Source organism: Aureicoccus marinus (assembly GCF_002954325.1).
Lineage (GTDB): Bacteria > Bacteroidota > Bacteroidia > Flavobacteriales > Flavobacteriaceae > Aureicoccus > Aureicoccus marinus.
In genome coordinates, this window is sequence record NZ_MQVX01000001.1 from 662,637 (window position 1) to 675,254 (window position 12,618).

Annotated in this window: 13 protein-coding genes and 1 pseudogene; all 14 read left to right on the forward strand. The window is 45.3% G+C overall.

The window, feature by feature from the left end; genetic code table 11:
• Nucleotides 1–254 precede the first annotated feature (254 nt).
• Nucleotides 255–761, forward strand: a complete 507-nt coding sequence (locus BST99_RS03150; protein ID WP_245916168.1) for a DUF6913 domain-containing protein — start codon at nt 255–257, stop codon at nt 759–761.
• Nucleotides 748–1,650, forward strand: coding sequence for a 4-hydroxy-tetrahydrodipicolinate synthase (gene dapA / locus BST99_RS03155; RefSeq protein WP_105000505.1), 903 nt, complete (start codon nt 748–750; stop codon nt 1,648–1,650). Before BST99_RS03150 ends, dapA begins: the two co-directional genes overlap by 14 nt.
• 92 nt (nt 1,651–1,742) lie before the next feature.
• The gene (locus BST99_RS03160; protein ID WP_105000506.1) at nt 1,743–2,573 is read left to right on the forward strand and encodes an outer membrane protein assembly factor BamD; all 831 of its coding nucleotides are present in this window, start codon (nt 1,743–1,745) and stop codon (nt 2,571–2,573) included.
• A 2-nt stretch (nt 2,574–2,575) separates the two neighbouring features.
• A complete protein-coding gene (locus BST99_RS03165; protein ID WP_105000507.1) occupies nt 2,576–2,902 on the forward strand; it encodes a DNA-directed RNA polymerase subunit omega in 327 nt (108 codons plus the stop codon).
• Nucleotides 2,903–4,111 (forward strand): bifunctional phosphopantothenoylcysteine decarboxylase/phosphopantothenate--cysteine ligase CoaBC, encoded by a 1,209-nt coding sequence (gene coaBC, locus BST99_RS03170; RefSeq protein WP_105000508.1) that lies wholly within the window; start codon nt 2,903–2,905, stop codon nt 4,109–4,111.
• Entirely contained in the window at nt 4,101–5,000 is a 900-nt protein-coding gene (gene porD, locus BST99_RS03175; protein WP_105000509.1) for a type IX secretion system protein PorD, read from the forward strand. The genes coaBC and porD overlap by 11 nt, the downstream gene beginning before the upstream one ends.
• Before the next feature lie 90 nt (nt 5,001–5,090).
• Nucleotides 5,091–6,764 carry a DNA repair protein RecN gene (recN, locus tag BST99_RS03180; protein ID WP_105000510.1) on the forward strand — a complete coding sequence of 558 codons (1,674 nt, stop codon included), beginning with the start codon at nt 5,091–5,093 and terminating at the stop codon, nt 6,762–6,764.
• Between the two features lie 39 nt (nt 6,765–6,803).
• Nucleotides 6,804–7,618: pseudogene (locus BST99_RS03185) on the forward strand (enoyl-ACP reductase FabI).
• The gene (locus BST99_RS03190; RefSeq protein WP_105000511.1) at nt 7,615–8,640 is read left to right on the forward strand and encodes a glycosyltransferase; all 1,026 of its coding nucleotides are present in this window, start codon (nt 7,615–7,617) and stop codon (nt 8,638–8,640) included. Before BST99_RS03185 ends, BST99_RS03190 begins: the two are co-directional and overlap by 4 nt.
• The gene (locus BST99_RS14275; RefSeq protein ID WP_105000512.1) at nt 8,630–9,595 is read left to right on the forward strand and encodes a CdaR family protein; all 966 of its coding nucleotides are present in this window, start codon (nt 8,630–8,632) and stop codon (nt 9,593–9,595) included. Before BST99_RS03190 ends, BST99_RS14275 begins: the two co-directional genes overlap by 11 nt.
• A gap of 11 nt (nt 9,596–9,606) precedes the next feature.
• Complete coding sequence (locus tag BST99_RS14770) at nt 9,607–9,756, forward strand: dephospho-CoA kinase (protein WP_262494644.1); 150 nt, start codon at nt 9,607–9,609, stop codon at nt 9,754–9,756.
• Between the two features lie 50 nt (nt 9,757–9,806).
• Nucleotides 9,807–10,202 carry a dephospho-CoA kinase gene (gene coaE / locus BST99_RS03200; protein ID WP_262494665.1) on the forward strand — a complete coding sequence of 132 codons (396 nt, stop codon included), beginning with the start codon at nt 9,807–9,809 and terminating at the stop codon, nt 10,200–10,202.
• A 90-nt stretch (nt 10,203–10,292) separates the two neighbouring features.
• Nucleotides 10,293–11,897, forward strand: a complete 1,605-nt coding sequence (locus BST99_RS03205; protein ID WP_105000513.1) for a sensor histidine kinase — start codon at nt 10,293–10,295, stop codon at nt 11,895–11,897.
• A gap of 5 nt (nt 11,898–11,902) precedes the next feature.
• Nucleotides 11,903–12,616: a response regulator transcription factor gene (locus tag BST99_RS03210; RefSeq protein WP_105000514.1), complete on the forward strand. Its 714-nt coding sequence runs from the start codon at nt 11,903–11,905 to the stop codon at nt 12,614–12,616.
• The last annotated feature ends 2 nt before the right edge of the window (nt 12,617–12,618 follow it).

The following is a 12,618-nucleotide window of genomic DNA, read 5'->3' on the forward strand; positions in this document are numbered from 1 at the left end:
ACCAAATCTTTCCTCTAATATAAGGAAACCAAAAAAGGGGCTAGGCAGAAAGGTGTGAATGGTCCATTTGTGTACTTTAATGGTCGGGCGAAAGCACCGTTAATCTGAGAAAATTAGTTAGAAAACGCACAAATCTCTCTTAATTTATGAACAATACTTATCTTACCTTCGCAACAGCTTTCGGCGGTCTAAAAACTGTCGGGAGAATCCGTAAATTTTAAGACCAGATGGTATTTAGGGCGCTTCAGGAAAAATTGAAGGTTAATTCGGGACGCAAACTTCTTAAAAAGCTCATCGCCCAACCGAAAGAACCGACCAACAGAACCAAAGGCTTACACAGCATTGGGATCATTGTTGATATGGATAACTTCCCTGAAGCGGACACCTTCTACGGTTTGCGCAACGATTTTGCGTTGCGCCCCAATGGAGTGCAGATCATTGGTTACAAAAGAGAGTACGACAAAACATCGCCTTTTGGTATTCAGTTTTTTACCGATCGGGATCTCGGTTGGAATGGCCAAATTGAAAACGGCCACGTCACTGAATTTTTAAGCCGAGAATACGATGTGTTGATCAACTACTACGAAAGAGAGACCCTGTTGCTCAAACTGCTCACTTTAAGTACTACCGCCCGTCTACGTGTTGGCTTCTCTGAAGTTGACAACCGGTTAAATGACCTGATCCTGGACACCACTCTGGAAGAAATTGAGGCATTTAAACTGGAACTAAAAAAATACTTGACGGTACTTGGAGAATACTGATGCACGAGGGTGGACCGGAGTAGGTGTTGCACTAATCACCCCCTTTCTAGACAATTACAACATTGATGATCAAACCTTGTCTCGACTTGTCGAGCACTGCATTGATGGCGGATTAGACTATTTGGTTGCCCTGGGCACTACCGGAGAAGCGGTCACGCTTAACCGGGAAGAAAAGCAGCGGGTAATGGACATTATTCGCGAAGCCAATAAAGGGCGCTTACCACTCATGTTGGGGTATGGTGGAAACAACACCCAGCAGATGATCGAAGAACTACCACATTTCAATTTAGAAGGATACAGTGCATTTTTATCGGCCAATCCTGCTTACAATAAGCCGACACAGGAAGGTTTACTTGCTCATTACGGCGCCTTGGTCGAAGCCGCATCTTTGCCTATACTCTTATATAATGTACCCGGTCGATCGGCTTCCAACATGGAAGCCTCTACAACGGCTGCCTTAGCCAACAGGTATCCGAGTTTGATCGGAATCAAGGAAGCTTCAGGCAATCCTTTGCAGCAGACCAAAATCGTTCGGGATGCCCGGGACTCCTTCTTGTTGATTTCGGGGGATGATATCAGTGCACCGGCGACCATTTTTGCAGGAGGAAAAGGGTTGATCAGTGTTTTGGGTCAGGCTTTGCCAAAAGAAGTAGGGGCCATGGTTCGTGCTGCACTTGACGGAGATATAGAGAAGGCCAACCGTATTCACCGAACCCTTTTGACCCTGATCGAGCTGCTCTTTGAAGAAGGAAATCCGGCCGGGGTCAAAGCCCTGCTTCAGCAATTGGGAATTGGAGGATTGCAGGTGCGTTTGCCTTTAGTGCCCGCCTCAAGTGATTTACAAGAGCGAATCGCTGCAGAATACCAACAGATCAAGAACCTGCTCTAGCGTTAAAGGCCTCTAAAAAAATTGCTCAGCTTGCGAAAGGAGTTTATTTTTCGCTGTATTGTTTATCTCAGGTGAAATCTTAACTTTGCAAAATGCTTCAAAAACAAGGGTATATTCTGTTAGTCGGCTGTTTGGCCATCCTTTTGGGCTCCTGTAACGAGTACCAAAACGCTCTTAAAAGTACGGACATCAAAGAGAAGTACGAATTGGCCGAGCGCTACTACAACGAAGGAGATTTTAAAAGAGCTCAGCGCTTGTTTGAGCAGATCGCACCCAAATACCAAGGGAAACCTCAAGGGGAACGCGTAATGTTCTTTTTGTCGTCTACCCAATTTAAGAACCGATCCTACTATTTGTCAGGTTACTCTTTTGAGCGCTTTTTGAAGTCCTACCCGAATTCAGACAAGAAGCAGGAAGCGGCTTTCTACACGGCAAAGAGTTACTATATGCTTTCGCCAAAGTATTCTTTGGACCAGACCGACACGGACAAGGCCCTGTCTAAATTGCAGGACTTTATCAACGGTTTCCCGGAATCGGAATATTTTAATGAAGCCAATGAAATGGCGTTGGAGTTGACGCGTAAAAAAGAACAAAAGGCCTTTGAAATTGCGAAGCAGTTTGATCGATTGGGAGAATTTAACCTTCCTCTATTGATCTCTTCTATTACGGCCATGGATAACTTTTTGATCGAACACCCTGGTTCAGAGTTTAGAGAAGACGCCTACTACTACAAACTTAAATCAGCGACTATCCTCGCTTTGAATAGTACGATTCAAAAAAAGGAAGAGCGCATAAACGAAGCCAAGGAGGCTCATCGTTTACTATTTAAATATTTTCCGGAAACAAAATACTCCAAGGAGGCACAAACCCATTTGGAATCTCTGGAAAAGGAACAAGAGTTAGTTACTAATTTGTCGAAATAAGTATGATTGATTTAAAGTCATCACAAGCACCGGTCTCAACCATTACCTTTAACCGTAACGAGTTTGATGCTCCTACAGAGAACATCTATGAGGCTATTTCCATTACTGCCAAAAGAGCCATTCAGATTAATTCTGAGATTAAAAAGGAGTTGCTTGAAAAATTAGAAGAGTTTGCTACCTACAGCGACAGCCTGGAAGAGGTATTCGAAAACAAAGAGCAAATCGAAGTTTCTAAGTTTTACGAAAAACTACCCAAGCCACACGCCTTGGCCATTGAAGAATGGTTGAACGACAAGATTTACCACCGCAATACTGAGAAAGACGAGTAAATGCTCCGGTCTAAACGGATACTCGTTGGGGTCACGGCTGGAATAGCGGCTTACAAGATTCCATTTCTTATCCGTCTCTTAATGAAGGAAGGGGCAGAGGTCCGGGTTGTAATGAGCAAAGCTGCTGCTGAGTTCGTTGCACCGATTACCTTGGCGACCCTTTCCAAGAACCCGGTACATACCGACTTCATCAACGAGGAAGAAGGCAAGGTCGACTGGAACAACCACGTCGAGCTGGGCCTTTGGGCTGATTTGATGATTGTTGCCCCGGCTACGGCAAACACCTTGGCTAAGATGGCCAATGGTCAATGCGATAATTTGCTATTGGCTACTTATTTTTCTGCCAAAAGTACCGTCTTCTTTGCTCCAGCCATGGATTTGGACATGTATGCACATCCCACGGCTCAGGCTTCCATTGAAAAGCTCAAGTCTTTCGGAAATATCGAAATCCCGGCCGAGGAAGGGGAACTCGCTAGTGGTCTAGAAGGCAAAGGCCGTATGGCTGAACCCGAAACCATGATTTCCCGTATAAAGACCCATTTAGCGTCAGAGGCGCCTTTACGCAATCAAACGGTACTCTTGACCGCCGGACCAACCCGGGAACCCATTGATCCGGTTCGTTTTTTGAGTAACCGGAGTACAGGCACCATGGGTTATGCTTTAGCAGCAGAAGCCGCAAAAAGAGGGGCTCGTGTCATTTTGGTCAGTGGACCCTCGAGCTTGCCCAATCCCGATCCTTCAATTGAACTTATTCGGGTCGAAACAGCAGCGGAGATGCTGGAGGAGTGTTTAAAGCACTTTGACGCTTCAACCGTTTTTATTGCCTCTGCGGCTGTTGCGGATTACCGTCCGGAACAAGTACACGATCAAAAGGTCAAAAAGAAAGCCGGAGACTGGTCTATTGGACTGGAACGTACAGCCGATATCCTCAAAACCCTTTCGGAACAAAAATCAAATCAATTTTTGGTGGGATTCGCTCTGGAAAGTGAAAATGGCTTAGAAAATGCTCAAGCTAAGCTCGAGCGTAAGAACCTGGATGCAATTGTTTTAAACACTTTGGAAGACGCCGGTGCCGGATTTGGAGCCGGAACCAACAAAGTCACCTTTTTGGATAACAAAAAGAGGCAAATTCCGTTCGAATTGAAGCCAAAGGCTGCAGTGGCCAAGGACATCTGGAACGAAATTCAAAAGAGACTCGATGAAATTTAGCGTCCGTTTTACTCTACTTCTCGTGGCTTTATTGGTCATCAACACGACCAATGCGCAGGAACTCAATTGTTTGATAACGGTTAATTCTGATCAGGTTAGCCAAACCAACCAGCAGGTCTTCAAGACACTAGAGCGCTCCCTTACGGATTTTGTAAACAAGACGAAGTGGACCAATCGCCCCTATAAAGAACAGGAACGCTTAGAGGCCCGAATCTTTATCAACGTTACGGCTTATGATTCGGATCGCTTCCAAGCCAGTATCCAATTGCAGAGTAACCGACCGGTCTACAATACCTCGTATCAAAGTCCCATTTTAAATTACCGGGATGGGAATTTCAATTTCCGTTACCAGGAATTTGAACCCTTGGTGTATAATCCGAATAACCTGGAATCCAACCTGATCGCTGTGGTTTCTTATTACGTCTACATCATGTTAGGTCTAGACGCAGATACCTTTAGTCTGCAAGGAGGAGATCCTTATTACCGTCAAGCACAGCGAATTGTCACTCAGGCACAAGGAAACGGTCTCGCCGGTTGGCAGCAAGAAACGGGAGCGCGCACCCGTTTTGAATTGGTCGATAATTTGTTGTCAAACACCTTCAGAGAATACCGCATCGCTCTTTATAATTACCACCGCAAGGGGTTGGATATCATGGCCGATAACAACAGCACCGGGAAGCAAGTGATTGCCGGAAGTATTCGGCTTTTTGAAACCTTGATCAAAAGAAGACCTAACGCCTTTTTGATTCAGACATTCTTTGATGCCAAGTCAGAGGAAATTCGTAGTATTTTTTCGGATGGGCCTCAGGTAGACTTGGTCCGATTGGCCGAAACCCTGAATCGGGTAGCTCCATTTTACTCGGATACCTGGAAGAAAATCTCCAAATAATTTTTCGTCCCTGACGACCTTTTTCAGTCGCTTGTTGTAAGTTGTAATTCTTCAGACTCTTTTATCTTTGAGGACTAAACTTAGCGAAGCGTGTTGCATTCTTTGTCCATCTCGAATTATGCCTTGATTGATTCTCTGGAATTGGATTGGGAACAGGGCTTGACGACCCTAACCGGGGAAACAGGCTCAGGTAAGTCCATTTTACTAGGCGCCCTTTCTTTGGTGTTAGGGAAGCGGGCAGACACCTCTGTTTTAAGAGATCCAGGCAAGAAATGCATCATTGAAGCCAGCTTTAAGATTGGGCATTTACCACTGCAGTCACTTTTTGAAGAAAACGACTGGGATTGGGAGGACATTAGTCAACTTCGACGCGAAATCCTTCCTTCCGGAAAATCCCGCGCCTTTATCAATGATACACCGGCACCCATTCAGCAAATACAACAGCTCAGCGTTCACCTGATTGACATCCACTCCCAACACCAGAGTTTGGATTTGTTTTCTAAAGACTATCAGCGTCAGGTGCTTGATGTATTCGCCGGAAATCTCCCCACCTTGACCGCTTACCAAGCCGAATACCGGAAGTTTAAGGCCTTGCAAAAAGAGTTGGAAGAAAAGCGACTTCAGCGACAAGAAAAAATACAAGAAGAAGATTACAAGAGCTTCTTGCTCAAAGAATTGGAAGAAGCCGATTTGGATCAGGCCGATCCATCGGCATGGGAGGAAGAGTACGAACTGCTCAGCAGTCAGGAGAGAATCAGCGAGATTCTCTCGGGTCTTCAGCAACTACTGCAGCACGAAGGCAGTGGTGTCTTGGATCAAATGGCCCAGTACAAAGGAGCTCTCCATAGCTTGACTTCTTTGGGTAAGCGTTTTGAAGAACTCGCTCAACGTTTCGAATCTTCTTATATAGAATTGGATGATTTGGCCGTAGAGGCCGAGAATCAACTCAATCAACTGGAAGGTGATCCTGGGCGCCAACAATGGCTAAGCGAGAGGTTACAATTGCTCTTGGATTTGCAGCGGAAGCACTTGGTGGATGATGTTGCGGCCCTTGTCGAGAAGCGAGATGCCTTGGCTACCGAGCTGTACGATACGGCTCATTTGGATCAGCGGATTGAAGCACTGGAAGGCTTGATTGAAGAAGCGAAGACACGTCTCGAAAATCTGGCGACTCAGCTGACTGAGCAGAGACAAGCAGTGGTGCCCCAACTCAAGCAGAAGCTAAGCGAGGACTTGAGTTTATTGGGTATGCCCTCTGCGCAGTTTAAGGTTGAGTTTCATGCGAGTGATGACTTCTTGGCTGGTGGAAAAGAAGAAATTGAATGGCTGTTCTCGGCCAATGTCGGAGGAGATTTCGGCAGTCTAAAAAAGGTAGCCTCTGGCGGAGAACTTTCCAGAATTATGCTGGTGGTCAAGGCCCTATTAGCTGAACATCAACAATTACCTACCCTGATCTTCGATGAAATTGACACGGGAGTTTCTGGCGAGATTGCCGATCAAATGGGGCGTATCATGAAAACCATGTCGCGTTTTATGCAAATTATTGTGATTACCCACTTGCCTCAAGTAGCGGCTAAAGGTCAGCAACACCTCAAGGTCTATAAACGGGAATCAGGAGGAGAAACCTTCACGGGCGTGGAAGTTCTTGGGCGTGAAGAACGTTTGCAGGAGTTGGCCTCCATGATTAGCGGCAAAGACAGAAGCGAAACAGCTCTTCGTCACGCAGAAGAATTACTTACGACTCAGGACTCCGTCGACCGTTGAATTTAGATATCTTTACGGCTCAAAATTGAGAATTACACTATGGCAAATCAATTATTATCGGGAAAGAAAGGGATCATTTTTGGAGCCCTTGACGAAAATTCCATCGCCTGGAAAACTGCGGAACGCGTTTTCGAAGAAGGGGGTCAGTTTGTGTTGACCAATGCGCCTATCGCCATGCGCATGGGTAAAATCAACGAATTGGCAGAAAAAACCAACTCCATTGTCATTCCTGCTGATGCGACGAGCGAAGAGGACTTGGCCAAGCTGGTTGAGCAAGCTACGGAGCATTTGGGAGGTAAATTGGATTTCGTATTGCACTCTATCGGTATGTCGGTAAACGTGCGAAAGGGGAGAGCTTATACCGATGAGAAATATGACTTTACAGCCAAAGGATGGGATGTATCCGCTTTGTCTTTTCACAAAGTGATGCAATCCCTTTACAAGGCCGATGCCATGAATGAGTGGGGGAGTATTGTAGCCCTGACCTATATGGCTGCTCAGCGCACCTTCCCGGACTACAATGATATGGCGGACAACAAGGCTTATCTGGAATCAGTAGCCAGAAGTTTTGGTTACTTCTTCGGCAAAGAAAAGAAGGTTCGCGTGAATACGATTTCACAAAGCCCGACTCCGACTACAGCTGGTCAAGGAGTAAAAGGATTTGATGCTTTTATCAATTATGCCGAAAAAATGTCTCCACTAGGAAATGCTACGGCAGCGGAGTGCGCGGATTATACGGTGAGTCTCTTCTCTGATTTGACCCGCAAGGTGACCATGCAAAACTTATTTCATGACGCGGTTTCTCCAATACAGGAGTGAGCCAGGAAGTAGTCGATATTTTCGCTGATTCATGAGTGCCCGCCGGTACTCAATTGTAATTCCGGTATACAACCGTCCAGAAGAGTTATTAGAACTACTGAAGAGCCTGGAGGTGCAGGAGTCACCTCCATGGTTCGAGGTGGTGGTCATCGAAGATGGCTCCACCAAAGATGCTCGGCAGATTGCCGAGTCCTTCCAATCCAAATTTCCAGTCCAATACCATTTTAAAGAGAACACCGGCCCGGGGGACTCCCGCAATTTTGGGATGTCCAAAGCCGAAGGGGATTACTTTATCATTCTGGATTCTGACTGCATTCTTCCTCCGAAATACCTGAAGGAAATCGAAAGAGAGTTGACTGCGGACTATTGTCCTCTGTTCGGAGGGCCAGACCGGGCACGAAAAGATTTTAATTCCTGGCAAAAGGCGGTGAGCTACAGCATGACAAGCCCCTTGAGTACCGGGGGAATCCGGGGTCGGAAGAAAAGTGTTGGTCGCTTTCAGCCCAGAAGCTTCAACATGGGAATTTCGGCTGAACTGTTCCGAGAATCAGGCGGTTTCGGGGACCTTCATCCCGGGGAAGATCCGGATTTAAGTCTTAGGATATTTAAAGAAGGACACCAGAGTCGACTTTTTCCAGAAGCTTACGTCTACCACAAACGCCGTATAGACACCAAGGGTTTTTTAAAGCAAGTCTATCTCTTTGGTCTGGCACGTCCCTTACTCAGTCAATGGCACCCTTCTTCAGCGAAACTTGTTTTTTGGCTACCGAGTATGTACCTCTTGGGAGGTGTGACTGCTATGATCCTGGTTCTGCTTGGATTCTACGGGCCACTTTATCTGGTGATTGGATACGGCTTGGCTGTTTTTGTTCACGCCTTGGCCACAACCAGCTCTCTAAAGATTGCTTTGCAGTCTGTTTACGCGGTGAATGCCCAGTTGATTGGGTACGGCTGGGGGTTTTTAAAATCCAAATTCTTACTTACATTTAGAAAAGAAAGCCCAGAGCGCCTATTGCCTGAGCTTTTCCGATTCAAAAAGAGAGAAGGTGCTAAATAAAATTAAAGAAGGAATCAACCAGCGAAAAGCACGCATGTTTTCGGTCTTTTTGGCCTGCTCCTTTATGATTTGGCTGGTGAGTAATCTCTCCGAGACTTACGAATCACGAGCACTTTTTGACTTGAATTTTGAAAGCTTACCGGAAGGAGTGGCTTTAGAGAAGGGCTTGCAGCAAGAACTTCGACTTAAGCTGAGGGCCTCGGGTTTTCGGTTTTTAACGGGGAGTTTTGGGCAGCAAGAATTGAAGATTAATCTCAGTGGGTTAGCAGAGCAAGAGGGTCTGTATTACCTGACCAGAACCGAACTCAGTGCACAAATTGAAAAGCAGCTGACGAATTCCGTTTCTCTTTTAGAGCTAGAGCTTGACAACGATACGCTGTTTATCGGGGCTTATCCGCTCATCCGCAAGACGGTACCCATCCGCCCCAACCTTGAACTTTCGGTTACTCAGAATTACCGTTTGTACGGAGAGGTGGTGGTCATACCGGATTCAGTCGAAATTGAAGGTCCAGCCAGCGAGCTTAATCAAACAACTGAGATAGCAACCCAGCGAATTATCCTCGAGAATATTTCGGATGATTTTTCAGAAAAAAGCCTCTTGTTGCATCCTGAACTTCTGGTCAACAGCAAGCTCTCGGTGTCTACGGTCTTAGTGAAAGGTGAGATTGATCGTTTTTCGGAGCAAGAAATTAAGGTTGATATCAGTCGAAAAGGTATACCCGATAGTGTGGCCATTCAATTGTTACCCACACAGGTGTCGCTCATTTGTCGTGGTCGCCCCGAGAATCTTAAGAAATTAGAGGCCAGTGATTTTGAGGTAGAAACCTTTATTTCTGATGTTAGTCAAATTGGAACAGCAAGCAGTCTGGCTCTGCGTCTGACCAAACAGCCAGACAGTATTTTATCTGTTCGCATCACTCCGGCTCGTGTACGGGTGATTCGCAATTCTCAGTAAGCTTTTTCATCATGTACATTATTGGACTTACGGGAGGCATTGGTAGTGGAAAGTCCACCATCGCTCACTTCTTTAAAGAGTTGGGAGTACCTGTTTACGATTCAGATGCCGAAGCCAAAGCCCTTATGCATGATTCTGTGTCTTTGCGATCAGCCTCATAGAGGAGTTTGGAAAGGAGGTTTATTCGGGTGAAAGCTTAAACAAAACTTGGCTGGCTCAGCGCGTCTTTAGAGACGAAAAAGCCCTGGAAAAACTGAATTCTTTGGTGCATCCGGCTGTGCGTGAGCACTTTTTGAGCTGGGTGAAATCCCAGGATTATCCTTATGTGATCCAGGAAACAGCCTTGATTTTTGAAAATGAAGCCGCGGATCGATACAGCGAAACCCTCTTGGTTGTGGCTCCCGAAGATGTTCGTATACAGAGAGTTATAAGTAGAAACGGCTGGACAGAAGAGGGGGTAAGGGAGCGGATGAATGCCCAATTACCCGATCAGGTGAAAAGAGAATTAGCTGATGCAGTCATCGAAAACCTCGACCTCGAAGTAAGCCGTTCTCGGGTGGAACAATTACATAGGTACTACCTGCAGCAGGCGACGAAATCCCGATAAAAAACACATTTCCTCCTTGAATTTTAACATTTCTGTTAAGGATTGGTTAAACGCCAAAGCTCTAAATGTTAAATGTCTAATTTTACTTCAATGAACAAGAAATTGTTTGTTCTTCTGGTTGTTTTGATGAGCCTATCACTGGTCGGCATCATTTTTGTGCAGGGGTACTGGATACGGACTTCTGTGCAGAATAACGAAGAACAATTTTCCAATGTAGTGGCCGAAGTACTCAACAATGTTGTTGAGAAAGTGGAGCAGAGAGAGTTACAAGATTACTACAGTCAGGTCTCTGAGCTTGTCGATAGTGTCAAGAGACCCAAATCAAGCGAGTTACAGAACTTCTTTTTTATCGACCGGGATATCAGTTCCAATGAGATCATGTTTTATTCTCATGGAATATTGGAAGAGAAGTACGATGTCAGCTCAACGCTCTTTGAAAACGGAAATGAAATTGCAGACGGTAGTGCTAATTCGTCAAGTGATGCAACGGTAAGTAATTACACGACAAAGCGGACCAAGGCGATTTACAGAGAAGAGTATGGTCTGGACGGAAAACCCAGCCAGCTTTTACCGATCCAACGCTGGGAAAAGATTGGGAATCTTTCGCAGGGCGAAAAACTCATGATGGACGATGTCTTCATGCAGTATGCCAAGCGACGTCCTATTCACAAGCGAGTGGAGACCCAGGAACTGGATCTGCTTATTGGCAATGAATTGCAGCGATTGGGACTTGATCTGGACTACGAGTACGGTATCGTCAGTGAAGGCTATCCGACAAGGATACGTTCCAAGTATTTCAGCTACAACGAGAAGTCGGAATACAAGGCGCCTATTTTCCGGGATATGGATTCCAATACAGCTTTCGCGCTGATGGTCAATTTTCCTAAGAAAAGGGGCTTTCTGGTCAACAGTATTTTAGGGATGGCGATGCTTTCATTGGCTTTTACACTAATTATTGTTTTGGCCTTTGTCAGTGCCATTTACCAATTGATTCGCCAAAAGCAAATTTCGGAGATCAAGTCCGACTTCATCAACAATATGACGCATGAGTTCAAGACGCCTATCGCCACGATCAATCTGGCCGTTGAGGCTATTCGAAATCCCTCGTCTATTGGAGATCAAGAAAAGGTACTTCGCTATCTAGGAATGATTCGGGAAGAGAACAAGCGGATGCATGCACAGGTCGAAAATGTCCTTCGGATTTCCAAGCTCGAAAAAAATCAGCTGGACATCAAGAAAGAACGCATGATGATGCACGACTTAATTCAAACAGCAGTCGACCATATTCAACTCATTGTGGACGATCGCCAAGGAAAGATCGAGGTGCATTTGGAGTCTGATCGAGACGAAGTCTTGGCTAACGAGACCCATATGACCAATGTGCTGGTCAATATTTTGGACAATGCGGTGAAGTATTCTCCGGAATCACCCAAAATTGAAGTGAAGACCGAATTGCTCAAGAACCAAATCCTGATCAGTATTAAAGACGAGGGAGCAGGGATGAGCAAAACCGTTTTAAAGAAAGTATTTGAAAAGTTTTACCGGGAACATACCGGGAACATACATAATGTAAAGGGGCACGGCTTAGGCTTGGCCTACGTTAAAAAAATTGTTGAAGATCATCAGGGTGAGGTGTATGCAGAGAGCGAACGCGGAAAAGGCAGCACGTTCTACATCAAGCTCCCGTTAATTTAGAAAGCATGGAAACAGTAAACAAGAAGATTCTTTTGGTGGAAGATGATCCCAATTTCGGGATTGTTTTAAAGGACTATTTGCACATGAACCAATTCGATGTGGTTCTGGCAAAGAATGGAATGGAGGGTTTCGAGAAGTTCAAAAAGGACCAATTTGACGTGTGTATTTTGGATGTGATGATGCCCTATAAAGACGGGTTCACCTTGGCCAAAGAAATCCGTGAAAAAGACGATCAGATTCCGATCGTATTCTTGACGGCCAAGACCATGAAGGAAGACGTGCTGAAGGGATATAAGGTAGGGGCAGATGACTATTTGAACAAACCATTTGATTCTGAAGTGCTTCTGCTTAAGCTTAAAGCGATCTTGCAGAGAAAAGCATCTAACAGTCTGGTGGACAGTAAACAACATGAGTTTCAAATTGGAAATTTCCACCTCAACTCCAAATTGAGATTCTTGACTTATAAAGAAGATGAGCCCATTAAGCTTTCGCCTAAAGAAAACGAACTCCTTCGTCTTTTGGCCTTGCATGAAAATGACCTTATGCCACGGGAGTTGGCTCTGACTAAGATCTGGAGAGATGACAATTACTTCACTTCAAGAAGTATGGATGTTTACATTGCTAAACTTCGAAAGTACTTGAAGAAAGATGGCGTGGTTGAAATTCTGAATATCCATGGGGAAGGATTCCGTTTAGTGATTCATCAGGAAAACGAATAAGC